Origin of the sequence: Ramlibacter sp. (genome assembly GCF_035554825.1) — a bacterium.
GTDB lineage: Bacteria > Pseudomonadota > Gammaproteobacteria > Burkholderiales > Burkholderiaceae_C > Ramlibacter.
This window is the reverse complement of record NZ_DATMHS010000112.1, coordinates 1-26,420: the sequence shown is the minus strand read 5'-3', so window position 1 is coordinate 26,420 and position 26,420 is coordinate 1. Positions and strand designations below refer to the sequence as shown.

Here is a 26,420-nt window from a genome sequence, read left to right as displayed (position 1 = left end):
TCGGTCGCCGTTTCCAGCCGCGCGCCGGGCGCAAGGAGGGGGCATGAGTCCGCTGGTCGACGTCAGGAACCTGCGCGTCGCCTTCGGCGCCAAGGAGGTGGTCCACGGCGTGGACTTCCACATCGCCCCCGGCGAGAAGCTGGCGCTGGTCGGCGAATCGGGATCGGGCAAGACCGTCACCGCGCTCAGCCTGCTGGGGCTGGTGCAGAACGCCCGGGTGACCGGCAGCGCGCGCTTCGCCAACGAGCAGGGCGGGGGCGACCGCGACCTGCTCACCCTGCGCGAGCGCGACCTGCTGGCGATCCGCGGCCGCGAGATCGCGATGATCTTCCAGGAGCCGATGACGGCCCTCAACCCGCTGTACACCGTCGGCGACCAGATCGCGGAAGTGCTGCAGTTGAAGGAGGGTCTGGGCGCGCGCGAGGCGTGGCAGGCGGCCGTCGCCGCGCTCGCCGCATGTGGGATTCCGGACCCCGAGCGCCGCGCCCTGGCCTACCCGCACCAGCTCTCCGGCGGCCAGCGCCAGCGGGCGATGATCGCGATGGCGCTGTCGGGCCGGCCCAGGCTGTTGCTGGCCGACGAGCCGACCACGGCGCTGGACGTCACCCTGCGCGGGCAGATCCTCGACCTGCTGAGCGACGTGCAGCGGCACAACGGCATGGCGATCCTGCTGATCACGCACGACCTGAACCTGGTGCGCAAGTTCGCGGACCGGGTGGCGGTGATGGAGAACGGCCATCTGGTCGAGCAGGGGCCGGTGGCGCAGGTCTTCGCCCATCCGCAGCATCCCTACACCCGCAAGCTGATCGACAGCCGGCCGGAGCGCGACGTGCTCGAGGCCGCCGGGCCGCCCCAGGCACCCGTGATGCACGCCAGCGGGGTCCAGGTGAGCTATCCGGTGCCGCTGGCCGGCGTTCGCGGCTGGTTCCGCAAGGGTCGCTTCGTGGCGGTGAAGGCGGCCGACTTCTCGATCGCCGCGGGCCGCACGCTCGGCGTGGTCGGCGAGTCCGGATCGGGCAAGTCGACGCTGGCGCTGGCGGCGCTGGGCTTGTTGCCGCATACCGGCGAGCTCGACGTCGTCGGCACCCGCTGGGGGCCCGATGCCGCCACCAACAAGGCGATCCGGCGGGCGGTGCAAGTGGTGTTCCAGGACCCCTATTCGTCGCTGTCGCCGCGCATGACGGTGGAAGAAATCGTCGGCGAAGGGCTGCTGGTGCACGAACCCGAGCTGCCGCCGGCCGGGCGGCGCGACCGGGTGATCCAGGCGCTGGCCGAGGTGGGCCTGGCGCAGGCACAGTTCCCCGGGCTGCTGCAGCGCTATCCGCACGAGTTCTCCGGCGGCCAGCGGCAGCGCCTGGCGATTGCCCGGGCGCTCATCGTGCAGCCGCGGCTGCTGGTGCTCGACGAGCCCACCAGCGCGCTGGACGTCACCATCCAGAAGCAGGTGCTGGGGCTGCTGCAGCGGCTGCAGCGGGACAAGGGGCTGAGCTATCTCCTCATCACGCACGATGTCGACGTGATCCGCGCCATGGCCCACGACGTGGTGGTGATGAAGGACGGCGACATCCTCGAGTCCGGCCCGGTCGCGCAGGTGCTCGACGCGCCCCGCCACGACTACACCCGCGTGCTGGTGGCGGCCGCGGCCTGAACGCCATGCCAGCCCCCGCCCCGAGCACACCGATCCCCGAAACCGAGGTGGAAGTCACGGCCGTGCGCGCCCAGGGCGCGGGCGGGCAGAACGTCAACAAGGTGTCCAGCGCGGTGCATCTGCGCTTCGACATCCGGCGCTCTTCGCTGCCCGAGGACCACAAGGCGCGGCTGCTGGCGCTCAACGACCGCCGCATCACCCGCGACGGCGTGCTGGTCATCAAGGCCCAGTCGCACCGCACCCAGGAACTCAACCGTGCGGAGGCGTGGGGCCGGCTGCAGGAACTGGTCGACAGCGTGGCCGCGCCGCCGCGCCCGCGCCGGCCGACCAAGCCCACGGCCGCGTCGCGCCGGCGCCGGCTGGAGGCCAAGACCATGCGATCCGAGGTCAAACAGCTGCGCAGGCCGGTCGCGCCGTAGCAGCCGCGGCGCCATTGCACGAGGCCGGATTCGGGGGTACAATCCTTGCTTCACGACCAAACGGGCGGGTACTCACCGCCCGTTTTTTTTGCCTGCGCACAAAAATCGCCTGCGCCGTCGTGAACGCAGGCGGATTGGACGGGTCAGCGCAGGAAAGCATCGGAGCTGAACAGGCTAGTGGCATTACAGGACATCGTGGCACAGACCGTGACCGGGCTCGGTTACGAATTGGTGGAGATCGAACGCTCCGCCGGTGGGCTCTTGCGCGTCACGATCGACCTGCCCTGGCAGCCGGGGGCCGAGCAGTTCGTCAACGTCGAGGATTGCGAGAAAGTCACCCGGCAGCTGCAGTTCGCGCTCGAGGTCGAGGGCGTCGACTACAAGCGGCTGGAGGTGTCCTCCCCGGGCATCGACCGGCCGTTGCGCAACGAGCAGGATTTCGAACGGTTCGCCGGCGAGATGGTGGACGTCACGCTGAAGGCGCCGATGGGCGCCGCGGCCGGCGGGCAGGTGGCGGCCAACCGCAAGAAGTTTCGCGGCCGGCTGGAGCGCGCCCAAGCGGGCGGCTGGCAGATCGTGTGGAGCGACGAGCCGCCGGTCAAGCCGGGGCAGAAGGTGAGCCGCAAGAGGGCGCCGGCGCCGCTGCAGGCACTGGGCTTCGCGCTGGACGAATTGAAGGAGGCGCGACTGGCGCCGATTGTGGATTTCAAGGGCCGGAAGACCGGCGGGGCGGGACCATCCGGAGATGGCGACGCCTCAACTGATCAGGTAGGAGAGCCGTAAATGAACCGCGAACTGTTGATGCTGGTGGAAGCGATCTCGCGCGAGAAGAACGTCGAGCGCGATGTGGTGTTTGGCGCGGTGGAATCGGCGTTGGCCCAGGCCACGAAGAAGCTGTACGAGGGTGACGTGGACATCCGCGTGGCGATCGACCGCGACACCGGCAGCTACGAGACCTTCCGCCGCTGGCACGTGGTGCCGGACGACGCCGGGCTGCAGCTGCCCGACCAGGAAATCCTGCTGTTCGAAGCGCGCGAGCAGATCCCCGACATCGACGTCGACGACTACATCGAGGAGTCGGTGGAGTCGGTGCCGATCGGCCGGATCGGCGCGATGGCGGCCAAGCAGGTCATCCTGCAGAAGATCCGCGACGCCGAGCGCGAAATGCTGCTGAACGACTTCATGTCGCGCGGCGACAAGATCTTCGTGGGCACCGTCAAGCGCATGGACAAGGGCGACATCATCGTCGAGAGCGGCCGCGTGGAAGGCAGGCTGCGGCGCGGCGAGATGATCCCCAAGGAGAACCTGCGCAACGGCGACCGCGTCCGCGCCATGATCATGGAAGTGGACCTGACGCTGCGCGGCGCGCCCATCATCCTCTCGCGCGCCGCCCCCGAGTTCATGATCGAGCTGTTTCGCCAGGAAGTGCCCGAGATCGAGCAGGGGCTGCTGGAGATCAAGAGCTGCGCCCGGGACCCCGGCAGCCGCGCCAAGATCGCCGTGCTGTCGCACGACAAGCGGGTCGACCCGATCGGCACCTGCGTCGGCGTGCGCGGCACCCGCGTCAACGCCGTGACCAACGAGCTGGCCGGCGAGCGCGTCGACATCGTGCTGTGGAGCGAGGACCCGGCGCAGTTCGTGATCGGCGCCCTGGCGCCGGCCAACGTCTCCTCGATCGTCGTCGACGAGGAGAAGCACGCCATGGACGTGGTGGTCGACGAGGAGAACCTCGCCATCGCCATCGGCCGCGGCGGCCAGAACGTGCGGCTCGCTTCCGACCTCACCGGCTGGAAGATCAACATCATGGACGCGAACGAATCGGCCCAGAAGCAGGCCGAGGAGACCAGCACCACGCGCAAGCTGTTCATGGAAAAGCTCGATGTGGACGAGGAAATCGCCGACATCCTGATTTCCGAGGGCTTCACCAGCCTCGAGGAGGTGGCCTACGTGCCGATCCAGGAGATGCTGGAGATCGAGGCCTTCGACGAGGACACCGTCAACGAGCTGCGTTCGCGCGCCAAGGACGCCCTGCTGACCATGGAGATCCAGCGCGAGGAAAGCGTCGAGGAAGTTTCGCAGGACCTGCGCGACCTCGACGGCCTGTCGCCGCCGCTGATCGCCAAGCTGGCGGAAGCCGGCGTCCATACCCGCGACGACCTGGCCGACCTGGCCGTCGACGAGCTTACCGATATCACCGGCCAGTCCCCGGACGAAGCCAAAGCCCTGATCATGAAGGCGCGCGAGCACTGGTTCAACACCACGGCCACCGCCGCCAGCGAGTGATGGAAGGCACCAGAACACATGTCCAGTACCACCGTCGCCGAGTTTGCCAGCGAACTCAAGAAATCGACCGAGACGCTGCTTGAGCAGCTGCGCAGCGCTGGCGTTGCGAAGAATTCCGCCACGGACGCCCTGAGCGAGGCCGACAAGCAGAAGTTGCTTGGCTTCCTCCAGGCCAGCCATGGCACCGCCACGGGCGAGCGCAAGAAGATCACGCTGGTGAAGAAGTCCACCAGCGAGATCAAGCAGGCGGACTCGACCGGCAAGGCGCGAACCATCCAGGTGGAAGTGCGCAAGAAGCGCACCTTCGTCAAGCGCGACGAAGGCGGCGACACGGCCGTGATCGAGGCGCCGGAAGCCGAAGCGCAGGCCGCGCCGGCCGCGCCGCCGCGGCACGACGATGCCGAGCTTGCCCGCCGCGAGGAAGAAGCGCGCCGCCAGGCCGAGCTGATCCGCCGCCAGGAGGAAGACCTGGCCGCCAAGCGCCGCGACCGCGAGGAAAAGGAGCGCCGCGAGCGCGAGGCCGAAGAGCGCGCCGCCGCCTACCTGGCCGAGCAGGAGGCCAAGAAGGCCGAGCTCGAAGCGCAGAAGGCCGAGCCGGCCAAGGAAGCCCTGGAAGCCGCCGCCGCCCGCGCCAAGGCGCAGGAAGAGGCGCGCGCCAAGGCCGACGCCGAGTCGAAGGCCCGGGCCGCCGAGGAAGCCGCGCGCGCCGCGGATCTGAGCGAGCGCCGCCGCAAGGCCGAGGCCGAGGCCGCCGCCATCCGCTCGATGATGTCGACGCCCAAGAAGGTGCTGGTCGCCAAGAAGCCCGAAGAGGTCAAGCCGGTCGCCAAGGCCGAGCCCGGTAAGCCCGGCGCCAAGGGCACGCTGCACAAGCCGGCCGTGGGCACCGGCACCGGGCGTCCCGGCACGGGTGCCCCGGCGCCGGCCGGCCCCGGCGCCGGCAAGGAAGTCAAGTCGGCCAAGCTGTCTTCCAGCTGGGCCGGCGATCCGTCCAAGAAGAAGGCCATTCCGACCCGCGGCGATGCCTCGGGCGGCGTCGGCCGCAATGCCTGGCGCGGCGGGCCGCGTGGCCGCCGCGGCAGCGATCGCGACCATCGCGACGACCATGTGTCGGCCGCGCCGGTGGAACAGCGCGTCATCGAAGTGCACGTGCCGGAGACGATCACCGTCGCCGAGCTCGCCCACAAGATGTCGGTGAAGGCGTCCGAGGTGATCAAGCACCTGATGAAGCTGGGCCAGATGGTCACCATCAACCAGCCGCTGGACCAGGACACGGCGATGATCGTGGTCGAGGAAATGGGGCACAAGGCCGTCACGGCCGCCCTGGACGATCCCGAGGCGTTCACCGAGGCGGATGTCGGCGCCGCCGAGGGCGAAGCGCTGCCGCGCGCGCCGGTCGTGACCGTCATGGGCCACGTCGACCACGGCAAGACCTCGCTGCTGGACTACATCCGCCGCGCCAAGGTGGCGGCGGGCGAGGCCGGCGGCATCACCCAGCACATCGGCGCGTACCACGTGGAAACCCCGCGCGGCGTGATCTCGTTCCTGGACACCCCGGGCCACGAGGCGTTCACGGCCATGCGGGCACGCGGCGCGCAGGCGACCGACATCGTCGTCCTGGTGGTGGCGGCCGACGACGGCGTCATGCCGCAGACCCGGGAAGCCATCAAGCACGCGAAGGCGGCCGGCGTTCCGATCGTGGTGGCGATCAACAAGATCGACAAGCCGGACGCCAACGCCGACCGCGTCAAGCAGGAACTGGTGGTCGAGGAAGTGGTGCCGGAAGAATACGGCGGCGAGTCGCCGTTCGTGCCGGTGTCCGCCAAGACCGGCGAAGGCGTCGACACGCTGCTGGAACAGGTGCTGCTGCAGGCCGAAGTGCTGGAGCTCAAGGCGCCGATCGAGGCGATGGCCAAGGGCCTGGTGATCGAAGCGCAGCTGGACAAGGGCCGCGGCCCGGTGGCGACGGTGCTGGTGCAGTCCGGCACGCTCAAGACCGGGGACGTGGTGCTGGCCGGCCAGACCTACGGCCGCGTGCGCGCCATGCTCGACGAGAACGGCAAGAGCATCAAGTCGGCCGGTCCCTCCATTCCGGTGGAGATCCAGGGCCTGACGGAAGTGCCGCAGGCCGGCGACGAGTTCATGGTGCTGACCGACGAGCGCCGTGCGCGCGAGATCGCGACCTACCGCGCCGGCAAGTTCCGCAACACGAAGCTGGCCAAGCAGCAGGCCGCCAAGCTGGAGAACATGTTCTCCGAGATGACCGCGGGCGAAGTGAAGACGCTGCCGATCATCGTCAAGGCCGACGTGCAGGGCTCGCAGGAAGCGCTGGCGCAGTCGCTGCTGAAGCTGTCCACCGACGAGGTGAAGGTGCAGCTGGTGTATGCGGCCGTGGGCGGCATCAGCGAATCGGACGTCAACCTGGCGATCGCCGCGAAGGCGGTGATCATCGGCTTCAACACCCGGGCCGACGCCGGCGCGCGCAAGCTGGCCGAGGGCAACGGCATCGACATCCGCTACTACAACATCATCTACGACGCCGTGGACGAGTTGAAGGCGGCGATGTCCGGGATGCTGGCGCCGGAGAAGCGCGAAGAAGTCATCGGCACGGCCGAGATCCGCACGGTGTTCGTGGCATCGAAGATCGGCACGGTGGCCGGCTGTATGGTCACCAGCGGCCAGGTCAACCGCAATGCCCATTTCCGGCTGCTGCGCGACAACGTGGTGATCTACACCGGCGAGCTCGAGTCGCTCAAGCGCCTCAAGGACGACGTGCGAGAAGTCAAGGAAGGCTTCGAGTGCGGTATCAAGCTCAAGAACTACAACGACATCCGCGAGGGTGACCAGCTGGAGTTCTTCGAGATCAAGGAAATCGCGAGAACGCTGTAAACAGTCGACCAGCCAAACCCAGCAGCCGAACGCAGAGGCCGCGTCCTCTGCGTTCGGCTGTCGGGTTCACCTGTCACATGCCCAAGAAATCAGCAACCCCCAACCGCGCCTTCAAGGTCGCCGATCAGATCCAGCGCGATCTGACGGAGCTGATCGCGCGCGAGCTGAAGGACCCGCGGGTGGGCATGGTCACGATCCAGGCCGTCGAGGTCACGCCCGACTACGCCCACGCCAAGGTGTTCTTCAGCGTGCTGGTGGGCGATCCCCAGGAATGCCAGGACGCCCTCAACCAGGCCGCCGGCTTCCTGCGCAACGGCCTGTTCAAGCGCCTGCACATCCACACCGTGCCGACGCTGCATTTCCAGTTCGACCGCACCACCGAGCGCGCGGCCGACATGAACGCCTTGATCGCCAAGGCCGTTTCCTCCCGCGCGAAGGACGAGTAGCCGTGAACGCGCCGCGCACCAGGGTGCAGAGGCGCCCTGTGCACGGGGTGCTGCTGCTCGACAAACCGCTGGGTCTTTCCAGCAACCAGGCTTTGCAGAAGTGCAAGTGGCTGCTGCGAGCCGAGAAGGCGGGCCACACCGGCACGCTCGATCCGCTGGCGACCGGCGTGCTCCCGCTGTGCTTCGGCGCCGCGACCAAGTTCAGCCAGCTGCAGCTCGACGCCGACAAGACCTACCTGGCGACCGTGCGGCTGGGCGTGAAGACCAGCACCGGCGATGCCGAGGGTGAGCCGATCGCGCAGCGGCCGGTGCCGGCGCTGACGGCCGAGCGCCTGGCCGACGTGGCCAGGCAGTTCACCGGGGCGATCCGCCAGGTGCCGCCGATGCACAGCGCCTTGAAGAAGGACGGCAAGGCGCTGTACGAATACGCCCGCTGCGGCGAGGAAGTCGAGCGCGAGCCGCGCGCGGTGGTGGTGCATGCGCTGGCGCTGGACGCGGCCGGGGAGCCGGACACGCTGACGCTGCTCGCCAAAGTGAGCAAGGGCACGTACATCCGCACGCTGGGCGAAGACATCGGCGAAGCGCTCGGCTGCGGCGGCCACCTCACGTCGCTGCGGCGCCTGGCCACGGGCCACTTCGACCTGTCGCAGTGCGTGACACTGGCCCAGTACGAGGCAATGAACGACGAGGAACGGCTCGCCCGGCTGCAGCCGGTGCAGGCCCTGCTGCCCGGGCACGGGCGCATCGCGCTGGAAAAGGACGAGGCCGCCCGCTTTCTCAGCGGGCTGCGCCGTCGCGGCAGCTGGCCCGACAACGAACACGTGGCGGTATTTGCCCCGTCACCGGCCGAGGGCGGCGGCAGCTGTCTGCTCGGCACGGCCCACGTCACGGCCGGCGAACTGATCCCGGACCGGCTGCTGAGCCCGCCGGAGATTTCACAGATTCTGGAAAACCTATCATGAGCAACAAGCATCAGATCCGCAACATCGCCATCATCGCCCACGTCGACCATGGCAAGACGACCATGGTGGACCAGCTGCTGCGGCAGTCCGGCACCTTCGCCGAGCACGAGAAGGTGGTCGACACGGTGATGGACAACAACGCGATCGAGCGCGAGCGCGGCATCACCATCCTGGCGAAAAACTGCGCGGTGAGCTGGAAGGGCACGCACATCAACATCGTCGACACCCCCGGCCACGCCGACTTCGGCGGCGAGGTCGAGCGGGCCCTGTCGATGGTCGACGGCGTGCTGCTGCTGATCGATGCGCAGGAAGGACCGATGCCGCAGACCCGGTTCGTGACCAAGAAGGCGCTGGCCCTGGGCCTGCGCCCGATCCTGGTGGTCAACAAGGTGGACAAGCCGGGCGCCAATCCGGACAAGGTGGTCAACGCCGCGTTCGACCTGTTCGACAAGCTCGGGGCGACCGACGAACAGCTGGACTTCCCGGTGGTCTACGCCTCCGGCATCAACGGCTGGTCGTCGCTGGAAGAAGGCGCGCCGGGCGAGCAGTGGGGCCCCGACATGTCGGCCCTGTTCGACACGATCCTGAAGCACGTGCCCGAGCACGAGGGCGAAGCGGACGCGCCGCTGCAACTGCAGATTTCGGCGCTGGACTACTCCAGCTTCGTCGGCCGCATCGGCGTGGGCCGCATCAACGCCGGCACCATCCGGCCGGCGATGGACGTGCTCGTGATGGAAGGCCCGGACGGCAAGACCATGAAGGGTCGCGTCAACCAGGTACTCACCTTCGAGGGCCTGGAGCGGGTCCAGGTGAAGGAGGCCGGTCCGGGCGACATCGTGCTGATCAACGGCATCGAGGAGCTCGGGATCGGCGTCACGATCACCGATCCGGCGAACCCCGCGCCGCTGCCGATGCTGAAGGTGGACGAGCCGACGCTGACCATGAACTTCTGCGTCAACACCAGCCCGCTGGCCGGCCGCGAAGGCAAGTACGTCACCAGCCGCCAGATCTGGGACCGCCTGCAGAAGGAGCTGCAATCGAACGTGGCGCTGCGCGTCAGCGAGACCGACGAGGAAGGCGTGTTCGAGGTCATGGGCCGGGGCGAACTGCACCTGACCATCCTGGTCGAGAACATGCGCCGCGAAGGCTACGAGCTGGCGGTGTCCAAGCCGCGCGTGGTCTTCCGGACCATCGACGGCGTGCGCTGCGAGCCGATCGAGCTGGTCACCGCCGACATCGAGGAGCAGCACCAGGGCGGCGTGATGCAGGCGCTGGGCGAGCGCAAGGGTGAGCTGGTCAACATGGAGCCGGACGGCCGCGGCCGGGTGCGCCTGGAATACCGGATTCCGGCGCGCGGCCTGATCGGCTTCTCCAACGAGTTCCTGAACCTCACGCGCGGCTCCGGACTGATCTCCAACATCTTCGACAGCTACGAGCCGTACAAGGGCGAGATCGCCAGCCGCAAGAACGGGGTGCTGATCTCGATGGACGACGGCGAGATCTTCACCTACGCGCTCGGCAAGCTGGACGACCGCGGCCGCATGTTCGTGAAGGCCAACGACCCGGTGTACGAAGGCATGATCGTCGGCGTCCACAACCGGGACAACGATCTGGTGGTCAACGCGACGCGGACCAAGCAGCTGACCAACTTCCGCGTTTCCGGCAAGGAGGATGCGATCAAGGTCACCCCGCCGATCGAGCTGACGCTGGAATACGGCGTGGAGTTCATCGAGGACGACGAGCTGGTGGAGATCACGCCCAAGTCGATCCGCCTGCGCAAGCGCTTCCTGAAGGAGCACGAGCGCAAGCGGGCGCTGCGCGAAGCCGCGTAAGATCGCTGTTCAACCCAACAGCCGAACGCAGAGGACGCAAAGGGTTCGCAGAGGGCGCAGAAAAGACCAGGACCTGATGTCATTTTTGGTTTCTTCCGCGTCCTCTGCGCATCTCCGCGCCCTCCGCGTTCGGGTGTCGGGTGTGAGGCGTCCGGCAAGAACAATGAAGCTCACCCACACCAAGGCCGTGTTCGTCATGGTCGCCGTGACCATGATGTGGTCCATCGCCGGGGTGGTCACGCGCCACCTCGAACAGGCGCGCAGCTTCGAAGTGACCTTCTGGCGCAGCTTCTTCACCGTGCTGTCGCTGCTGGTCCTGCTGCCGCTGTTCCGGGGCCGCGAGGTGTTCGCCAGGATCAGGCAGGGCCAGTGGCCCCTGTGGCTGTCCGGCCTGTGCTGGAGCGTGATGTTCACGGCCTTCATGGTCGCGCTCACGCTCACCAGCGTCGCCAACACGCTGGTGACCATGGCGCTGGGCCCCTTGCTGACGGCGCTCATCGCCTGGATGGCGCTCGGCCACCGCATCCCCGCGCGCACCTGGGCGGCAATCGTCCTGGCCGGCGCGGGCATCGCCCACATGTACGGCGCCCAGATCGAGGCCGGACGGTTTGCCGGCACCCTGGTCGCGCTCTGCGTCCCCGTCGCCGGCGGCATCAACTGGACGATCACGCAGCGCGCGCACGCGCAGGGGCAGGGCGTCGATCTGGTGCCGGCGGTGCTGATCGGGGCGGTGATCTCCAGCGTGCTGACGCTGCCGCTGGCCGTGCCCTTCGAGGCTTCCGCCCACGACATCGGCCTGCTGGCCGTGCTGGGCCTGGTGCAGCTGGCGATTCCGTGCACGCTGGCCGTGCTGTGCGCCCGGGTGCTGAAGGCGCCCGAGATCTCGCTGCTGGCGCTGCTGGAGGTCATCTTCGGCATCCTCCTGGCGTGGCTCGGTGCGGGCGAGGTGCCGCGCACCTCGGTGCTGACTGGGGGCGCGCTGGTGATCAGCGCGCTCGTGATGAACGAGCTGATCGGGTGGAGGCAAAGAGCGTGATCGAAGTCGTTTCCGAAGTCCATGGCCAGGCCGGCCTGGTCACCCTGAACCGGCCGAAGGCCCTCAACGCGCTGTCGCTGGACATGGTGCGGGAGCTGACACGCGTGCTGCATGCCTGGGCGCACGAGCCGGCGGTGCAGGTGATCGCGATCCGCGGACAGGGGCGGGAAGAGCCGTTCGGCGCGTTCTGCGCCGGCGGCGACATCCGCTTTTTCCACCAGGCAGCCCTGGCGGGCGACCCGCGGCTGGACGATTTCTTCACCGAGGAATACCGCCTCAACCATCTGCTGCATGCGTGCCGCAAGCCGGTCGTGGCGTTCATGGACGGCGTCGTGATGGGCGGCGGCATGGGCGTGGCGCAAGGCTGCCGCCTGCGCATCGCCACCGAGCGCACCAAGATGGCCATGCCGGAAACCAACATCGGGCTCTTTCCCGACGTCGGGGGCGGCTTCTTTCTCAGCCGCTGTCCCGGCCATGTCGGCGAGTACCTGGCGTTGACCGGACAGGTGATCGGCGGCGCGGATGCGGCGGCGGCGGGGCTGGCCGATCTCGTGCTGCCGTCGCGCGAGCTGGAAGGGTGCTGGGCGGGCCTCGCCGCCGATGCGGCAGGCACCCTGCGGCGGCTGCAGCAGCAAGCGTCCGCGCAATCCCGTGGCGGCGAACTGCTCGGGCGGCACCGGCGCGAGATCGACCATTTCTTCGGGCTCGACAGCGTCGCCGCCATCGTGCACGCGCTGGAGGCCGACGCCTCCGAATGGGCGCGCGAGACGGCGGTGACCTTGCGCCGGCGCTCGCCGCTGATGTTGCACGTCACGCTGGAGCAGTTGCGGCGCGCCAGGCAGCTCGATCTGGCGGCCGACCTGCGCATGGAGCGGGACCTGGTCCGCCACTGCTTCCACCGGCGGCCGGGCGCCGCCGGCGAGACGGTGGAGGGCATCCGGGCGCTGGCCGTCGACAAGGACCATGCGCCGCGCTGGAACCCGGCGCGGATCGAGGACGTGGCGCCGGAACAGGTGGCCGCGTTCTTCAGGAGCCCGTGGCCGCCGCATGCCCACCCGCTGCGCGATCTGGCGCCGGGCAGCGGCGCCTGACAGCCGGCCTACAGCTGCCGGTAGACGGCTTCGGAGACCAGCAGCAGCCGCGCACGCGGCAGCTTGCCCGCCATCGCGTAGCCGAAGCCCTGGTCGACCCAGTAGAAGGTGGCCAGCTCGCCTTCGTTCGTGAACCGGAAGGCGGTCTCGGTCGACTGCGGCGCGCCTGGCGCGTCGACCGCGCCGACATACAGCGTGACCCGTTCGCCGCGGGCATTCTGGTACATGAACTGGGCCCGCGCGCCCCGGTCTCCCGGCAGCAGCCGGCCGCCGACCAGCTCGTAGCCCTGTTCGGACAGGTTCGGCACCTTCAACGGCCGGTTCAGCCGCTTGGAAAGCCACTGCACCAGATGTTCCTGCTGCTGCGCCTCCACCTCCACCGGATGCCGCACTTCCGGCGAATAGACGGCATGCGCCAGCAGCGCGTCGTGCCCGAAGGCATTGACGAGGCGGGCGCGCGCGATGGCGGAGCCGGCGATCCCCTGCCGGGCCTGCCATTGGCCGTGGCCGGCCCAGCCGATCCCGAACGCCAGCAGCAGTGAGGCGGCGATGCCGCCCCAGCGCCGCCATTGCCCGAACCGGCGGCGGCGCTGATGCAGCTGTCGGGCGGCGGCGAGCAGGGCGGCAGGCGCCGGGTCCTGCAGCAGTTCGGCGTGCAGCCCGCGCAGCGCCTCGCGCTGCTCCCGCCAGGCATCCACCGTGGCGGCGGCCTCGGGATCGCCGTCGAGGCGCGCCTGCGCCGCGGCCAGCCCCGCGGCGTCGAGACGGCCGTCGACGAAGGCGTGCAGCTGCGCTTCGCCGTGCAACAGGGTCGGTTCGTCTTTCATGTCTCGGTGTTTCACTTGAGCCGCCGCAGCGGCGCCACCGCCGGCGCGGCCCTGGTCCTGGAGCCGTCCATCAGCTCGCGCAGCCGGCCGCGGGCCCGCGACAGCCGGGACATCACGGTGCCGACCGGGACGCCGGTGATGCGCGCCACTTCCTCGTAGCCGAGATCTTCCAGGCTCACCAGCAACAGCACCTCGCGCTGCGCTTCGGGCAGCCGCATGAGGCAGCGCTGCAGGTCCAGCGACTGGTCGGAAGCGGGCGCCGGCGCGACCAGTTCGTCTCCCACGTCCTCGACCGGAACCCGCTGGCCCTGCTGGCGCACGGCGCGGCGCGCGCCGTCGATGAACAGGTTGTGCATCAGCGTGAACAGCCAGGCCCGCAGGTCGCTGCCGGCGGCCCACAGCTGCCAGCGTTCGCAGGCGCGTTCCAGGGTGTCCTGCACCAGATCGTCGGCGGACCAGCCGTCGCCGGTGAGCGCCCGCGCATAGCGGCGCAGGTCGGGGATGTGCCCGACCAGGCTCGTGGCAGGCGGCGCGTCGGCCATGCGCGCGAGTCTAGCTGCGCCGCGCCTGGTTCAGGGGCGGGCCAGGTGCCAGACGTTGTTGACGCCGTCGCCGGTGCGGTCGCCCGGCTTGGCGTCCTTCGCCCAGTAGTACACCGGCTTGCCCTTGTACGCCCACTGGCGGCTGCCGTCGTCGCGGGTCACGACCGACCATTCACCGGCAGCACTGGCGCCGGCCGGCGCCAGCAGCGGCGGCCAGTTGGCGGCGCAGGGTCCGTTGCACATCGACTTGCCGCCGGCGTCGCGGTCGAAGGTGTACAGGGTCATGCCGTTGGCGCCGACCAGGACGCCGTCGGCGGCCGTGGCCGGCGCCGGTTGCGCGTAGGCACAGGCACCGAGGATGGCCGCGCAGGCGGCCGTCGCCAGGAGGCGGGGACGGATAGGCAGGTTCATGCTGTGTCTCCAGGGGCAGGAAGGACTCCTGCCTGCATGAACGTCGGCGGCCGGCGGTTTATTCCCGGCCGCGCCAAATAAATTTCAGCGGTGGCGCGACTTCATGGCCCGCTCGACCTCGCGCTTGCCTTCCCGGTCCTTGATCGTGGCGCGCTTGTCGTGCTCGCCCTTGCCTTTGGCCAGGGCGATTTCGCACTTCACCTTGCCGGCCTTCCAGTGCAGGTTCAGCGGCACCAGGGTGTAGCCCTTCTGCTCGACTTTCCCGATCAGCCGGCGGATCTCGTCCTTGTGCATCAGGAGCTTCTTGGTGCGAACGGCGTCGGGATTGACGTGGGTCGACGCGGTCTTGAGCGGGTTGATCTGGCAGCCGATGACGAAGAGCTCGCCGTTCTTGATCACGACATAGCCGTCGGTCAGCTGCACTTTCCCCTCGCGCAGGGCCTTGACTTCCCAGCCCTGCAGCACCATGCCGGCCTCGAACTTCTCCTCGAAGGCGTAGTTGTAGGCGGCCTTCTTGTTGTCGGCGATGCGGGTGGAGGTATCGGGTTTCTTGGCCATCAATGACACGTGGGGGTGCGCGGCCCTATCTACAATGCCCCGCGGGCCCCGCATTCTCTATGAAAACAGTCCACAAGTCCGTCCTCATCTGGTACAGCGCCGAGGAAATGTTCGATCTGGTCACCGACGTGGAGCGGTATCCCGAGTTCCTGCCCTGGTGCGACAAGGCCATCGCCGTCGAACGCTCGGAGACCGGCATGCTGGCCGAGATCGGCATCGCCTTCATGGGGATCCACCAGACCTGGCGGACCCGCAACCACCACGTTCCCGGCCGCGAAGTGTCGCTCAAGCTGGTGGAAGGGCCGTTCTCCCGGCTCGAGGGCAAGTGGACCTTTTCGCCATTGGGCGGCGGGCAGCAGCGGGCGTGCAAGGTGGAACTGGAACTGCACTACGGCTTCGACAACGCCACCTTGAGCCGGCTGGTCGGGCCGGTCTTCGACAAGATCGCCAGCACCATGGTCGACGCCTTCGTCAAGCGTGCCGAGCATGTCTACGGCTGAGGCGGCGCGATGCGCGTGACGGTGCTGTATTCGCCGGCGCCGCGCGAGGCGATGGAGTGGACGCTCGACCTTCCCGCCGGCGCCACCGTGCGCCAGGCGATCGAGGCGAGCGGGCTGGCCCAGGCGCGGCCGGCCTTCGACTGGGGCGCCGCCGGCGCCGGCATCTGGGGCCGCCGGGCCGACGCTGACCAACGGCTGCGCGACGGCGACCGGGTGGAGGTGTACCGGCCGCTGGCGGTGGATCCGAAGGTGGCGCGGCGCGAGCGCTTCCGGCGCCAGGGGGCTCGTTCGGCCGGGTTGTTCGCCCGCAGGCAGGGCCGCGGCCCCGGCGGCTGAGGCGCGGCGGCTTCAGTCGCTGCCGGCCGGCTTGCAGTCGCGGGCGATCACGCCTTCCAGCCGCTTCGTTTCGGCCGCCCGCTGCGCGTCGTCCATGAACTCGCGTTCGCCCTTGTCATTCAGGCGGGCCACCCGCACGCCGGTGTCGAAGGTGGCCTTGGAGCGCCTGGCCCGGGCGCAGTTGTCGGCCCGCATGCGTCCCGCTTCCTCCTCCTGGGCCTTCTTCTTTTCGGCCTCGGCGGCCTCGGCCTGCTTCTTCTTGTCCTGCAGCTCCTTGTCCTTGGCGCCTGCCTTGGCCGCGCTCGCCGCCGCCCGCAGCGGCGGCGCCTGGCGCGCCGCCGGTTCCGAAGCCGCCGCCGCCGGCTCGGGTGCGCGACCCTTCGCACCCGGCTGCCGGACGATCTTCGCCGCGGGGACGTCGTTCGGCGGCGGCTGGTCGCTGAACACCGCCTGCCCGTTCTTGTCGATCCAGCGCCATTGCGCCGGGCACAGCGCCGGCAGGCCGAGGGCGAGGGCGAGCACGATCACGCGGGAAGCATTCATGCGCCGAGTGTAGCTCTGCCTTTGCGGGCGACGCCATCCGCGCCAGCCGAGTGCGGCCGCTTCGCAACGGCGCTGGGGCAGGGCCATCGCCGCGGCGCCGGAAGCCTCCGAGGGGCGGCGGGTACAATCGTTTTTTTGGAGCTTTCAGATGCAGAGCCCCCACGCCGCTGACACGCGTCGTTCGCTGCCCCGCCTCGGCACCCCCGCCTTCCCCGCCGCCTTCTTCCAGGGAGACTGACATGCGACTTCTTGGAAAAGCGCTCACGTTCGACGATGTGTTGCTGGTGCCGGCGTTCTCGCAGGTGCTGCCCAAGGACACGTCACTGGCGACGAAACTGTCCCGCAACATCAGCCTCAACCTGCCCCTGGTCTCCGCGGCCATGGACACGGTGACCGAGGCCAGGCTGGCGATCGCGATCGCGCAGGAAGGCGGGATGGGCATCGTCCACAAGAACCTCACGCCCAAGCAGCAGGCGGCCGAGGTGGCGCGCGTGAAGCGCTACGAATCGGGCGTGCTGCGCGACCCGGTGATCATCACGCCGGGCCACACCGTGCGCCAGGTGATGGACATGCAGGAGCAGCTGGGCATCTCGGGTTTTCCGGTGCTCGACGGCGGCAAGGTGGTGGGCATCGTCACCGGCCGCGACCTGCGCTTCGAGACGCGCTACGACGTGCCGGTGAGCCAGATCATGACGCCGCGCGACAAGCTCATCACCGTGCGCGAGGGCACCAGTCCCGCCGAGGCCAAGGCACTGCTCAACAAGTACAAGCTCGAGCGGCTGCTGGTGATCAACGACGCCTTCGAGCTCAAGGGGCTGATCACCGTCAAGGACATCACCAAGCAGACCAGCTTCCCGAACGCCGCACGCGACCCGTCCGGCCGCCTGCGCGTGGGCGCGGCCGTGGGCGTGGGCGAGGGCACCGAGGAACGCGTGGACGCCCTGGTGAAGGCGGGCGTGGACGCGCTGGTGGTCGACACCGCGCACGGCCACAGCAAGGGCGTGATCGACCGCGTCCGCTGGGTCAAGCAGAACTATCCCCAGGTCGACGTCATCGGCGGCAACATCGCCACCGGCGCCGCCGCGCTGGCGCTGGCCGAGGCCGGCGCCGATGCGGTCAAGGTCGGCATCGGTCCCGGCTCCATCTGCACCACCCGGATCGTCGCCGGGGTCGGCGTGCCGCAGATCACCGCCATCGACAACGTCGCCACCGCGCTGCGCGGCAGCGGCGTGCCGCTGATCGCCGACGGCGGCGTGCGCTACTCGGGCGACATCGCCAAGGCGCTGGCCGCCGGCGCGAGCACCGTGATGATGGGCAGCATGTTCGCCGGCACCGAGGAGGCGCCGGGCGAAATCGTCCTGTACCAGGGCCGCAGCTACAAGAGCTACCGCGGCATGGGCTCGATCGGGGCCATGCAGCAGGGCAGCGCCGACCGCTACTTCCAGGAAGCGACCACCGGCAACCCCAACGCCGACAAGCTGGTGCCCGAAGGCATCGAAGGGCGCGTGCCGTACAAGGGCTCGATGGTCTCCATCGTCTTCCAGATGGGCGGCGGCGTGCGCGCCAGCATGGGCTACTGCGGCTGCGCGACCATCGAGGAGATGCACGCGCGGGCCGAGTTCGTCCAGATCACGGCCGCCGGCATGCGCGAGAGCCACGTCCATGACGTGCAGATCACCAAGGAAGCACCGAATTACCGCACGGAGTGATGCCAGCTTGGCCCACCAGAAGATCCTCATCCTCGATTTCGGCTCGCAGGTCACCCAGCTGATCGCGCGCCGCGTGCGTGAAGCACATGTGTTTTCCGAAGTCCACCCGTGCGATGTCAGCGACGAGTGGGTGCGCCAGTACGCTGCCGACGGCAACCTGAAGGGCGTCATCCTCTCCGGCAGCCATGCCAGCGTCTACGAGGAGACCACCGACAAGGCGCCGCAGGCGGTGTTCGAGCTGGGCGTCCCGGTCCTGGGCATCTGCTACGGCATGCAGACCATGGCGCACCAGCTGGGCGGAAAGGTGGAGGGCGGCCACCTGCGGGAATTCGGCTTCGCCAGCGTGCGCGCGCGCGGCCATACGCGCCTGCTGGAGAACATCGCCGACTTCACCACCGACGAGGGGCACGGCATGCTCAACGTCTGGATGAGCCACGGCGACAAGGTCACCGAGCTGCCGCCCGGCTTCAAGTTGATGGCCTCCACCGAGAGCTGCCCGATCGCCGGGATGGCCGACGACGAACGCGGCTTCTACGCCGTGCAGTTCCACCCGGAAGTGACGCACACCCAGCAGGGGCGGGCGATCCTCGAGCGCTTCGTGCTGGACATCTGCGGCGCGCGCCCCGACTGGGTCATGCGCGACCACATCGCGGAGGCGGTCGCGGCCATCCGCAGCCAGGTCGGCGACGAGGAAGTGATCCTCGGGTTGTCGGGGGGCGTCGATTCGTCGGTCGCCGCCGCGCTGATCCACCGGGCGATCGGCGACCAGCTGACCTGCGTCTTCGTGGACCACGGCCTGCTGCGGCTCAACGAAGGCGACATGGTGATGGACATGTTCGCCGGCAAGCTGCACGCCAGGGTCGTCCGCGTCGACGCCAGTGCGGCCTTTCTCGGCCAGCTGGCCGGCGTGAGCGAGCCCGAAGCCAAGCGCAAGATCATCGGCCGCGAGTTCGTCGAAGTGTTCAAGGCCGAGGCCGCGCGGCTGAAGGCGGGCGGCGACGGCGCCCACCGGGGCGCCAAGTGGCTGGCCCAGGGCACGATCTATCCCGACGTGATCGAATCGGGCGGCGGCAAGAGCAAGAAGGCGGTTTCCATCAAGAGTCACCACAACGTCGGCGGCCTGCCGGAACAGCTGGGGCTGAAGCTGCTGGAGCCCTTGCGCGACCTGTTCAAGGACGAAGTGCGCGAGCTGGGCGTGGCCCTGGGCCTGCCGCCGGAGATGGTGTACCGCCATCCGTTCCCCGGTCCCGGCCTGGGCGTGCGGATCCTGGGCGAGGTCAAGCAGGAGTACGCCGACCTGCTGCGCCGCGCCGATGCCATCTTCATCGAGGAACTGCGCAACTTCAAGGACGAGGCCTCCGGCAAGAGCTGGTACGACCTGACGAGCCAGGCGTTCGCGGTGTTCCTGCCGGTCAAGAGCGTCGGGGTGATGGGGGACGGCCGCACGTACGACTACGTGGTGGCGCTGCGGGCGGTGCAGACCAGCGACTTCATGACGGCCGACTGGGCCGAACTGCCGTACGCCCTGCTGAAGAAGGTCTCGAGCCGGATCATCAACGAAGTGCGCGGCATCAACCGCGTCACCTACGACGTCAGCAGCAAGCCGCCGGCAACGATCGAGTGGGAGTAGGGCGCGGCCGCCTCACTCCCTTGCGCAGCTGAGGGGACTGGGCCGCGAGCGCAGCCCCTGCGGCAGCATTGCGCGGAACATGTCGCTCACCGGGTCGATCCGGTCGCGGGCGCCGGTCTCGCCATAACGGCCGGCCAGCAGCGCCATCAGATCCCCTCGCAGATACCACAGCCCCAGCACGTCGAGCGCATAGCGGATGCGGCGCTGCAGATGCGCCGTTTCATGCTGGTCCAGGTCTTCCAGCAGGGCGAGCATGGCGTCGCGGATGTCTTCGATGCCGAGTTCGAGCACGGTCTCGGCCTCCGAGGACGGCGGGTGCCCGCTGAACAGGGCGTGGATGCTCTTGAGGTTGGGTTTGAACCAGCGCATGCTTCGTCTCACTCCTGGGTCAGTGCGGGTGCTGATCGCCGGCGCGACGGCCGGCGACGGCGATGTCGGCGATTTCGGTGACGGGGAGGCGGGCGATGTCGTGCAACTTCTCGCCGAGCGGCCCCTCGGCGAGCTGTTCCACCGTGGCGAAGACGCAGGGCACGAACAGCTCGCGGCCTTCCTGGTCGCGGCGGTGCACGCCCCACCGCAGGCGCTGCCTGTCCTGCGGCTCGAGCTTCACGATCAGGTTCTTGGTGGCCCACACGGCCCCGCCGCGCGCGAAGTCCGAGAGGCGCGCGGCGCGGTTCAGGATGTCGCCGAACATCGTGAATTCCACCTGCCCCGCCGACCTGAGCGTTCCGAGCCACTGCTGGCCCTCGTCGATGCCGGTATTCATGTAGAGCTCGGTGCCCCAGCCCTTGCGCAGCTGCCATTGCTGGCTCACGCCGCGCATGGCCTCGCGCATGTCGTGGGCCGCCTGCACCGCATTCCAGACGTGGCTGCCATCGCGCTGGGGCAGGAAATAGCAGGCAATGCCGTCGCGCGGGTGCTTGCCCTGGGTGCCCTGGTGGCGGCGGAAGATGGGCTCCGCGGTGACCCAGATCTGGTTGATCAGCTCGAAATACTCTTCGGCCGGGAGCGCCGACCAGATCCGGCCGGCGTGCTGCAGGTCCATCACCACCGCGGCGACGTCGCTCAGCACCGGCAGGCGCTTGCGTCCGAGCCCGCCCAGGGTGACTTCGTGCGCTTCGAGCTGCGACGCCAGCTCCTCGCCGGCCCGGCTGCGGGGCACCTGCACCAGCAGCAGGCCCTCGCGGAACCGCACGGCGTACAGGCACAGCTGCGAGGCGCCGCCCGTGGCGGCCGGCACGAAGGCGTGCGAAACCGGGGCGAGCGGTGCGGCCTCGCCGGTCTCGTGGTACAGGCGCTCCAGCAGGGCCCGGTCGGGCGCCTCGGCGTCGCGGCAAATGGTCTCGACGCTGGCGCCCAACTGCCTGGCCAGCCTGACGTGAAAGCGCAGGAGCGCTTCGTCTCGTGGGTCGCGTGCCTGCAGCAGATACCGGAACAGGTTCTGGCCGGCGGCGGCGCCGAGCAAGGGCGCGCTGGCGGCGTTGAACCAGACGATGTCGAAGTTGCGGTCGACCAGGCAGGCAGGGTGGGCGATCTCCTCGATCGACAGCCGGGGCGGCGCCGGTGGTTGGGGGCGGGCGGCGGGAGGGGGGGAGGCCACGGCCACGCGGGGTGGCGGCATGGGCTCCTGCGGCGCCTCGGCCGATGCGCGGCCGCCGAAATGCGCGGCGATCCGGCTCATGGTCCAGCCTTGGTTCTTCAGGCGCTGGATGTCGGCGATCCGCTGCGCCGTGTCGGCCGGGAAATAGCCGATGCGGGGCGCCGCGCCATCGTCGGGCTGGGGTGGCAGCACGTCCGGCTTCGGCACGATGCCGAGCGCGATGTAGTTGTTCAACGTCGCGCGCGAGATGCCGGTCTGTTCCAGGAGCTCTTTGCTGGTCAGCAAGTGAACCTCGGTCTGTCCAATATGTCTGGACACTGTAAATAGACAGTCTGCATTTGTCCAGATGATTTGGACAAAGCGTGATGGATTTGGCGGAAAAGCCACAGGCGCACCGTGGCAACCGGGGAGAAACCGGGTTCGTATGGCGGGGCTGCCCGGGAATATCTGTCTAAATTGAAATTGGACAGATAGACGGTAGTTGGACAGTCAATGGATCGTGGGGTTGGACAGTGCGAAAGCCTGGCGGTTCGCACCACCGTCACGGCCGCCACGCCTTTGGGCGCGGACTCCGGCGGGGCACTTGATCGGGCGCAACGGTGCGAGAGGCGCCGCCGCCAGTTCGAGCGCTGCGCACATAATCGTTTCAATGGATTCGAGCACGACGGTCGTTTTTGCCGACCTCTCCGGCAGCACGGCGGTGTACGAGACGCTCGGCAATGCGCGCGCCGCCGAAACCATCACCGGCCTGACGCACTGGATCGGGCGGGTCTGCGAGGCGCACGGCGGCCGGGTCGTGAAGACCCTCGGCGACGGCGTGCTGGCTGTCTTTCCGGACAGCCCGCCCGCCGTGACGGCCGTCGTCGAATTGCAGCGGTCCCACACGCAGCGGCTGGCGGAGTGGCCGGACCAGGCGCGCCTGCGGCTGCGGATCGGCATCGCCGCGGGCGAGGTGATCGAAGTCGGCGGGGACTGCTTCGGGGATGCGGTGAACGTCGCCTCCCGCCTGTCCGACCTGTCCGGGCCCGAGGAGATCTGGGCCACGCGCACGGTGGTGGCTCAGCTGGGCGGCGCGGGCGGCGAGCTCCAGATCCGCAGCCTCGGCCAGATTCCGCTGCGCGGGCGCTCGCAACCCTCGGAAATCTTCCAGATCGACTGGGACGCGGACGCGCAGAGCCGCCATCTCACCCGCCCGGCGCTGCTGTCGCAGGATCTGGCGCGGCGCCGGCAGCCTGCGGGCGGCGGCATCCGCCTGGCATGGCTGGACAAGCAGACGCGCTTTCGCGTCGCCGACCTGCCGGTCCACTTGGGGCGCTCCGACGAGACGGAGTTCGCGGTGCAGGACCCGCGCGTTTCGCGGCTGCACGCGCGCATCGAGTGGCGCAACGGAAGCATGGTCCTCACCGACGTCAGCAGCTACGGCACCTGGGTGCGCTTCGCCGGCGGCGCGGCCGAACTGGTCCTGCGGCGCGAAGAATGCATCCTGGTCGGGTCCGGCGAGTTGGCGCTGGGCGCCTCGTTCGAGGATTTCACCGTGCCGACGGTGCAGTTCGAAGTGCTGTCAACCGGGCAGTAGCACAATTCGCGCATGTACCTGCCACCCCAGTTCCAGTCCGCCGACAGGCAACTGGCCGCGGAGTTGATGCGCGGCCACCCGCTGGCGAGCCTGATCTCCACCGACTCCGACGGCTTGCCGTTCGTGTCGCACCTGCCGCTGCACCTGGAAGAGCGCGCCGGGACCTTCTGGCTCCTGGGCCACTGCGCCCGAGCGAATCCGCATTGGCGCTACCTGCAGGAGCGCCCGCAGGCGCTGGTCACGTTCCTCGGGCCGCACGCCTACCTGTCGCCCGCGGTGTATCCGGACCGGCCTCGCGTGCCGAGCTGGAACTACCTGGCCGTCCATTGCACCGTCCGCGCGACGCTGGTGGAGGAGCAGGGCGCCAAGGACGCCCTGCTGAAAAAGCTGATCGGCGACCATGAACCGGCCTACGCCGCGCAGTGGCGCAGCCTGGGCGAGGCGTTCGCGCAGAAGATGCTGGCGGGCATCGTCGGCTTCGAGCTGGAGGTGCTCAAGCTCGAGTGCAAGCTGAAAGTGAACCAGCACCGTCCGGAGTCGCATGCAGCCTTGCGCGCCGCGTACGCGGCCGGCAACGAGCGCGAGCGCGACCTGGGCCGCTGGATGGAAAAACTGGGACTGGGAGGCTGAACCAATGCGCGCAATCTTCGGTGTGGTCGGCCTGCTGCTGGTGGTGCTGATCGTCGGCTCGCTCGCCCGAAAGCAGCTGACCGGCGGTCCCGCGCCAGCGACCGCCGCCGCCCCGGGCGCGGCGGCGGTCCCAGCCGGCACGCCACGGCAACAGGTCCAGCAGTTCCAGCAGGCCGTGCAGCAGAGCATGCAGGCGCCGCGCCCCGAACCCGACGCGAAGTGAGCGACGAGCGCTTCATGGGCCTGGCGCTGGAGCAGGCCCGCCTGGCTGGCGCTGCCGGCGAAGTGCCGGTCGGTGCCGTGGTCGTGCGCGACGGCGAGGTGGTGGGCGTCGGCCGCAACGCGCCCGTCGGCAGCGCCGATCCGACCGCCCATGCCGAAATCGTCGCGCTGCGCGCTGCGGCGCAGACGATCGGCAACTACCGGCTGGAAGGGTGCGAGCTGTACGTCACGCTGGAGCCGTGCGCCATGTGCAGCGGCGCGATTCTGCACTCGCGCCTGAGCCGGGTGGTGTTCGGCGCGTCCGATCCCAAGACGGGGGCCGCCGGCTCCGTGGTCGATCTCTTCGGCGAGCGCCAGTTGAACCATCAGACGCAGGTGCAGGCCGGCGTGCTGGCCGACGAGTGCGGCCGGTTGCTGTCGGACTTCTTCCGCAGCCGCCGGCTGGAGGCCCGGGCGGCCACCGAACCACTGCGCGACGACGCGCTGCGCACGCCGGACGAGCGTTTCGCCGGCGTGCCGGACTATCCCTGGCAACCGCACTACATGAGCGACCTGCCGTCGCTCGGCGGCCTGCGCCTGCACTACCTCGACGAAGGACCGGCCGAGGCGCCGCGCACCTGGCTGTGCCTGCACGGCAATCCCGGCTGGAGCTACCTCTATCGCAAGATGATCCCGGTGTTCCTGGGCGCGGGGGACCGGGTGGTGGCGCCCGACCTCATCGGCTTCGGCAAGAGCGACAAGCCCAAGAAGGAGGCCGCCCACCGATTCAGCTGGCATCGCGAGGTGCTGCTGGAGTTCGTCGAACGGCTCGACCTGCGGCAGGTGGTGCCGGTGGTGCAGGACTGGGGCGGGCTGCTCGGGCTCACCCTGCCGATGGCGGCGCCGCACCGCTACAGGGGACTGCTGGTGATGAACACGGTGCTGGGCACCGGCGACCAGCCACTGAGCCCCGGCTTCCTGGCGTGGCGCGAGATGTGCGCCAAGAATCCCGAATTCGACGTGGCGCGCCTGCTCGCCCGCGGCAACCCGGACCTCAGCGCCGATGAATGCGCCGCCTACGGCGCGCCGTTCCCCGACCGCGGCCACCGCGCCGCGCTGCGCGCCTTCCCGGCCCTGGTGCCGGACCATCCGGATGCGGACGGCGCGGCGGTGTCGCGCGAAGCGCGCGAGTTCTGGGCCCGCCGCTGGAGCGGCCAGACGCTGATGGCGATCGGCGCCCGCGACCCGGTGCTCGGGCCGCCCGTGATGCGCGCCCTGGCCGCTGGGATCCGCGACTGCCCCGAGCCGATGGTCGTCGAGCGCGCCGGGCACTTCGTTCCCGAGCAGGGTCGGGACATCGCCAGCACGGCAGTGGGATACTTCCGCCGGTGAAGAAACACATCTATATCTATTCGCCGTCCAGCGCCATTCGCGACAAGGCCGTGGTGCGGCGCGGCGTCGCGCGGCTCAAAGCCCTCGGTCATGAGGTGGAGCTCGATGAGGCGGCGTTGGCTTCGCACATGCGGTTCGCGGGCGACGACGAGACCCGGCTCGCCGCGGTCCATCGTGCGGCCGCGAGCGGCGCCGACGTGGCACTGATCACCCGCGGCGGTTACGGCCTCACGCGCCTGTTGCCGGCGATCCGCTACCAGGCGGTGGCGAAGGCCGTCGAGCGGGGCACGCACTTCGTCGGCCTGAGCGATTTCACGGCGTTCCAGACGGCCGTGCTGGCCGAGACCGGTGCGGTCACCTGGGCGGGGCCGGCCCTGGGCGAGGACTTCGGCGTCGAAGGCGAGCCGGACGAGATCATGCAGGCCTGTTTCGAGGACCTGGTGAGCGGGCAGGGCGAAGGCGCGGGCTGGCAGCTGCCGAAGGCGCAGGCGCCGGCGACGGCATTCGAGGTCAAGGGAACGCTGTGGGGCGGCAATCTGTCGGTGCTCGCCAGCATGGTCGGCACGCCGTGGCTGCCCAAGGTGAACGGCGGCATCCTGTTCCTGGAGGACGTGCACGAACATCCGTACCGGGTGGAGCGGATGCTGACGCAGCTGCTGTACGCGGGAGTGCTGGCCAAGCAGAAAGCGGTGATCCTGGGCCACTTCACCAATTACAAGCCGGTGCCGCACGACCGCGGATTCCGCCTGCAGACGGTGGTCGACCGGCTGCGCAGCCAGATCAAGGCGCCGGTGCTGACCAACCTCCCGTTCGGCCACGTGCCGACCAAGGTGTCGCTGCCGGTGGGCGCGAAGGTGCACCTCGCGGTGGAAGGCCGCGACGCCTTTTTGCTCTGGGGACACCGCCACTGAGCGCGGACGGGCGCCCTCGGGGCTGCGCCCGTGCGGCGCTCAGTCGACGAGGGGGCTGGGACGCGAGTTCAGGGCGCCGGGCAGCAGTCCCTTGAACATCCGGGTGATCGAGGCCAGCTGCTCGCGGGCCAGTTTTTCGCCGTGCATGCTGGCCAGCGCCGCCATCAGGTCGCCGCGCAGGTACCACAGCGCCTGGATGTCGGTCGCGTAGCGCACGCGCCGCACCAGCGCCGGGTGGTGCTTCGGGCCGGTCTCGCCGAGCAGCCCCAGCATCGCTTCACGCACGTCTTCCGTCCCGCTTTCCAGCGCCGAATCCGAGGGGGGCATCGGATTGCCCAGCAGTCCGTAGATGCTGCTTCTCAGGTTCGGTTTGCGCCAACGCATGATCGAAAAAAAGGGATCCGGAAGGAGGTCTTGGGAACGGTAGCGGCCCGGGCAGCGGTTTCAC

At 69.2% G+C, this 26,420-nt stretch carries 27 protein-coding genes; 19 read left to right on the top strand and 8 right to left on the bottom strand.

Annotated features, from left to right (window positions below):
- Positions 1–43: 43 nt before the first annotated feature.
- The 10 genes from VNT59_RS14255 (at position 44) to VNT59_RS14210 (ending at position 12,606) form a co-directional block, all read left to right on the top strand.
- The gene (locus VNT59_RS14255; protein ID WP_325499175.1) at positions 44–1,648 is read left to right on the top strand and encodes a dipeptide ABC transporter ATP-binding protein; all 1,605 of its coding nucleotides are present in this window, start codon (positions 44–46) and stop codon (positions 1,646–1,648) included.
- 5 nt (positions 1,649–1,653) lie between these two features.
- Positions 1,654–2,067 carry an alternative ribosome rescue aminoacyl-tRNA hydrolase ArfB gene (arfB, locus tag VNT59_RS14250; protein ID WP_325499173.1) on the top strand — a complete coding sequence of 138 codons (414 nt, stop codon included), beginning with the start codon at positions 1,654–1,656 and terminating at the stop codon, positions 2,065–2,067.
- A gap of 177 nt (positions 2,068–2,244) precedes the next feature.
- Entirely contained in the window at positions 2,245–2,850 is a 606-nt protein-coding gene (gene rimP / locus VNT59_RS14245; protein ID WP_325499171.1) for a ribosome maturation factor RimP, read from the top strand.
- A complete protein-coding gene (gene nusA, locus VNT59_RS14240) occupies positions 2,851–4,350 on the top strand; it encodes a transcription termination factor NusA (RefSeq protein ID WP_325499169.1) in 1,500 nt (499 codons plus the stop codon). It begins immediately after the preceding gene.
- An 18-nt stretch (positions 4,351–4,368) separates the two neighbouring features.
- A complete protein-coding gene (infB, locus tag VNT59_RS14235; RefSeq protein WP_325499167.1) occupies positions 4,369–7,239 on the top strand; it encodes a translation initiation factor IF-2 in 2,871 nt (956 codons plus the stop codon).
- Between the two features lie 77 nt (positions 7,240–7,316).
- Complete coding sequence (gene rbfA, locus VNT59_RS14230; RefSeq protein ID WP_325499165.1) at positions 7,317–7,685, top strand: 30S ribosome-binding factor RbfA; 369 nt, start codon at positions 7,317–7,319, stop codon at positions 7,683–7,685.
- Between the two features lie 2 nt (positions 7,686–7,687).
- Positions 7,688–8,647 (top strand): tRNA pseudouridine(55) synthase TruB, encoded by a 960-nt coding sequence (truB, locus tag VNT59_RS14225; RefSeq protein ID WP_325499163.1) that lies wholly within the window; start codon positions 7,688–7,690, stop codon positions 8,645–8,647.
- Positions 8,644–10,479, top strand: a complete 1,836-nt coding sequence (typA, locus tag VNT59_RS14220; RefSeq protein WP_325499161.1) for a translational GTPase TypA — start codon at positions 8,644–8,646, stop codon at positions 10,477–10,479. The genes truB and typA overlap by 4 nt, the downstream gene beginning before the upstream one ends.
- Positions 10,480–10,642: 163 nt before the next feature.
- A complete protein-coding gene (locus VNT59_RS14215) occupies positions 10,643–11,515 on the top strand; it encodes a DMT family transporter (protein WP_325499159.1) in 873 nt (290 codons plus the stop codon).
- Complete coding sequence (locus VNT59_RS14210) at positions 11,512–12,606, top strand: enoyl-CoA hydratase/isomerase family protein (RefSeq protein ID WP_325499157.1); 1,095 nt, start codon at positions 11,512–11,514, stop codon at positions 12,604–12,606. Before VNT59_RS14215 ends, VNT59_RS14210 begins: the two co-directional genes overlap by 4 nt.
- An 8-nt stretch (positions 12,607–12,614) precedes the next feature.
- On the opposite strand, the gene VNT59_RS14205 is transcribed toward VNT59_RS14210, so the two are convergent.
- From VNT59_RS14205 to smpB, 4 genes are all read right to left on the bottom strand, one after another.
- Positions 12,615–13,433 (bottom strand): anti-sigma factor, encoded by an 819-nt coding sequence (locus VNT59_RS14205; protein ID WP_325499155.1) that lies wholly within the window; start codon positions 13,431–13,433, stop codon positions 12,615–12,617.
- Positions 13,434–13,444: 11 nt separating this feature from the next.
- Positions 13,445–13,975, bottom strand: a complete 531-nt coding sequence (locus VNT59_RS14200) for a sigma-70 family RNA polymerase sigma factor (protein WP_325499153.1) — start codon at positions 13,973–13,975, stop codon at positions 13,445–13,447.
- A gap of 30 nt (positions 13,976–14,005) precedes the next feature.
- Positions 14,006–14,386 (bottom strand): hypothetical protein, encoded by a 381-nt coding sequence (locus VNT59_RS14195; protein WP_325499151.1) that lies wholly within the window; start codon positions 14,384–14,386, stop codon positions 14,006–14,008.
- 84 nt (positions 14,387–14,470) lie between these two features.
- A complete protein-coding gene (smpB, locus tag VNT59_RS14190; protein WP_325499149.1) occupies positions 14,471–14,944 on the bottom strand; it encodes an SsrA-binding protein SmpB in 474 nt (157 codons plus the stop codon).
- A 59-nt stretch (positions 14,945–15,003) separates the two neighbouring features.
- Here smpB and VNT59_RS14185 point away from each other — a divergent pair, with 59 nt between their 5' ends.
- Both VNT59_RS14185 and VNT59_RS14180 read left to right on the top strand, forming a co-directional pair.
- Positions 15,004–15,444, top strand: coding sequence for a type II toxin-antitoxin system RatA family toxin (locus VNT59_RS14185; RefSeq protein ID WP_325499148.1), 441 nt, complete (start codon positions 15,004–15,006; stop codon positions 15,442–15,444).
- A 9-nt stretch (positions 15,445–15,453) separates the two neighbouring features.
- Positions 15,454–15,780, top strand: coding sequence for an RnfH family protein (locus tag VNT59_RS14180; RefSeq protein ID WP_325499146.1), 327 nt, complete (start codon positions 15,454–15,456; stop codon positions 15,778–15,780).
- A 12-nt stretch (positions 15,781–15,792) separates the two neighbouring features.
- Here VNT59_RS14180 and VNT59_RS14175 read toward each other — a convergent pair whose 3' ends face one another.
- The gene (locus VNT59_RS14175; protein WP_325499144.1) at positions 15,793–16,323 is read right to left on the bottom strand and encodes a DUF4124 domain-containing protein; all 531 of its coding nucleotides are present in this window, start codon (positions 16,321–16,323) and stop codon (positions 15,793–15,795) included.
- Positions 16,324–16,562: 239 nt separating this feature from the next.
- Between VNT59_RS14175 and guaB the strand changes: the two genes are divergently transcribed.
- Entirely contained in the window at positions 16,563–18,032 is a 1,470-nt protein-coding gene (guaB, locus tag VNT59_RS14170; RefSeq protein WP_325499142.1) for an IMP dehydrogenase, read from the top strand.
- 7 nt (positions 18,033–18,039) lie between these two features.
- Positions 18,040–19,662, top strand: a complete 1,623-nt coding sequence (gene guaA / locus VNT59_RS14165) for a glutamine-hydrolyzing GMP synthase (protein ID WP_325499140.1) — start codon at positions 18,040–18,042, stop codon at positions 19,660–19,662.
- A 12-nt stretch (positions 19,663–19,674) separates the two neighbouring features.
- Here the strand turns inward: guaA and VNT59_RS14160 are convergent, their stop codons facing one another.
- Together VNT59_RS14160 and VNT59_RS14155 are read right to left on the bottom strand one after the other, a co-directional pair.
- Positions 19,675–20,031 carry a hypothetical protein gene (locus VNT59_RS14160; protein ID WP_325499138.1) on the bottom strand — a complete coding sequence of 119 codons (357 nt, stop codon included), beginning with the start codon at positions 20,029–20,031 and terminating at the stop codon, positions 19,675–19,677.
- A 19-nt stretch (positions 20,032–20,050) separates the two neighbouring features.
- Complete coding sequence (locus VNT59_RS14155; protein ID WP_325499136.1) at positions 20,051–21,547, bottom strand: adenylate/guanylate cyclase domain-containing protein; 1,497 nt, start codon at positions 21,545–21,547, stop codon at positions 20,051–20,053.
- Positions 21,548–21,911: 364 nt separating this feature from the next.
- Here VNT59_RS14155 and VNT59_RS14150 point away from each other — a divergent pair, with 364 nt between their 5' ends.
- From VNT59_RS14150 to VNT59_RS14130, 5 genes are read left to right on the top strand one after another with little or no spacing between them, the layout of a single operon-like run.
- Positions 21,912–22,838, top strand: coding sequence for an adenylate/guanylate cyclase domain-containing protein (locus VNT59_RS14150; RefSeq protein WP_325499133.1), 927 nt, complete (start codon positions 21,912–21,914; stop codon positions 22,836–22,838).
- 12 nt (positions 22,839–22,850) lie between these two features.
- Complete coding sequence (locus VNT59_RS14145; protein ID WP_325499131.1) at positions 22,851–23,468, top strand: FMN-binding negative transcriptional regulator; 618 nt, start codon at positions 22,851–22,853, stop codon at positions 23,466–23,468.
- 4 nt (positions 23,469–23,472) lie between these two features.
- Positions 23,473–23,691 carry a hypothetical protein gene (locus tag VNT59_RS14140; RefSeq protein ID WP_325499129.1) on the top strand — a complete coding sequence of 73 codons (219 nt, stop codon included), beginning with the start codon at positions 23,473–23,475 and terminating at the stop codon, positions 23,689–23,691.
- The gene (gene tadA, locus VNT59_RS14135) at positions 23,688–25,061 is read left to right on the top strand and encodes a tRNA adenosine(34) deaminase TadA (RefSeq protein WP_325499127.1); all 1,374 of its coding nucleotides are present in this window, start codon (positions 23,688–23,690) and stop codon (positions 25,059–25,061) included. The genes VNT59_RS14140 and tadA overlap by 4 nt, the downstream gene beginning before the upstream one ends.
- Entirely contained in the window at positions 25,058–25,972 is a 915-nt protein-coding gene (locus VNT59_RS14130) for an LD-carboxypeptidase (protein ID WP_325499125.1), read from the top strand. The genes tadA and VNT59_RS14130 overlap by 4 nt, the downstream gene beginning before the upstream one ends.
- Positions 25,973–26,011: 39 nt before the next feature.
- Here the strand turns inward: VNT59_RS14130 and VNT59_RS14125 are convergent, their stop codons facing one another.
- Complete coding sequence (locus tag VNT59_RS14125; RefSeq protein ID WP_325499123.1) at positions 26,012–26,356, bottom strand: hypothetical protein; 345 nt, start codon at positions 26,354–26,356, stop codon at positions 26,012–26,014.
- Between the last annotated feature and the right edge of the window lie 64 nt (positions 26,357–26,420).

What these genes read in the sequence shown, in the direction of transcription:
- VNT59_RS14255 (WP_325499175.1), top strand. Translation starts at nt 44, where the DNA reads ATGAGTCCGCTGGTCGACGTCAGGAACCTGCGCGTCGCCTTCGGCGCC.
- arfB (WP_325499173.1), top strand. Translation starts at nt 1,654, where the DNA reads ATGCCAGCCCCCGCCCCGAGCACACCGATCCCCGAAACCGAGGTGGAA.
- nusA (WP_325499169.1), top strand. Translation starts at nt 2,851, where the DNA reads ATGAACCGCGAACTGTTGATGCTGGTGGAAGCGATCTCGCGCGAGAAG.
- infB (WP_325499167.1), top strand. Translation starts at nt 4,369, where the DNA reads ATGTCCAGTACCACCGTCGCCGAGTTTGCCAGCGAACTCAAGAAATCG.
- rbfA (WP_325499165.1), top strand. Translation starts at nt 7,317, where the DNA reads ATGCCCAAGAAATCAGCAACCCCCAACCGCGCCTTCAAGGTCGCCGAT.
- typA (WP_325499161.1), top strand. Translation starts at nt 8,644, where the DNA reads ATGAGCAACAAGCATCAGATCCGCAACATCGCCATCATCGCCCACGTC.
- VNT59_RS14215 (WP_325499159.1), top strand. Translation starts at nt 10,643, where the DNA reads ATGAAGCTCACCCACACCAAGGCCGTGTTCGTCATGGTCGCCGTGACC.
- VNT59_RS14205 (WP_325499155.1), bottom strand. Translation starts at nt 13,433, where the DNA reads ATGAAAGACGAACCGACCCTGTTGCACGGCGAAGCGCAGCTGCACGCC.
- VNT59_RS14200 (WP_325499153.1), bottom strand. Translation starts at nt 13,975, where the DNA reads ATGGCCGACGCGCCGCCTGCCACGAGCCTGGTCGGGCACATCCCCGAC.
- VNT59_RS14195 (WP_325499151.1), bottom strand. Translation starts at nt 14,386, where the DNA reads ATGAACCTGCCTATCCGTCCCCGCCTCCTGGCGACGGCCGCCTGCGCG.
- smpB (WP_325499149.1), bottom strand. Translation starts at nt 14,944, where the DNA reads ATGGCCAAGAAACCCGATACCTCCACCCGCATCGCCGACAACAAGAAG.
- VNT59_RS14185 (WP_325499148.1), top strand. Translation starts at nt 15,004, where the DNA reads ATGAAAACAGTCCACAAGTCCGTCCTCATCTGGTACAGCGCCGAGGAA.
- VNT59_RS14180 (WP_325499146.1), top strand. Translation starts at nt 15,454, where the DNA reads ATGCGCGTGACGGTGCTGTATTCGCCGGCGCCGCGCGAGGCGATGGAG.
- VNT59_RS14175 (WP_325499144.1), bottom strand. Translation starts at nt 16,323, where the DNA reads ATGAATGCTTCCCGCGTGATCGTGCTCGCCCTCGCCCTCGGCCTGCCG.
- guaB (WP_325499142.1), top strand. Translation starts at nt 16,563, where the DNA reads ATGCGACTTCTTGGAAAAGCGCTCACGTTCGACGATGTGTTGCTGGTG.
- VNT59_RS14160 (WP_325499138.1), bottom strand. Translation starts at nt 20,031, where the DNA reads ATGCGCTGGTTCAAACCCAACCTCAAGAGCATCCACGCCCTGTTCAGC.
- VNT59_RS14150 (WP_325499133.1), top strand. Translation starts at nt 21,912, where the DNA reads ATGGATTCGAGCACGACGGTCGTTTTTGCCGACCTCTCCGGCAGCACG.
- VNT59_RS14145 (WP_325499131.1), top strand. Translation starts at nt 22,851, where the DNA reads ATGTACCTGCCACCCCAGTTCCAGTCCGCCGACAGGCAACTGGCCGCG.
- VNT59_RS14140 (WP_325499129.1), top strand. Translation starts at nt 23,473, where the DNA reads ATGCGCGCAATCTTCGGTGTGGTCGGCCTGCTGCTGGTGGTGCTGATC.
- VNT59_RS14125 (WP_325499123.1), bottom strand. Translation starts at nt 26,356, where the DNA reads ATGCGTTGGCGCAAACCGAACCTGAGAAGCAGCATCTACGGACTGCTG.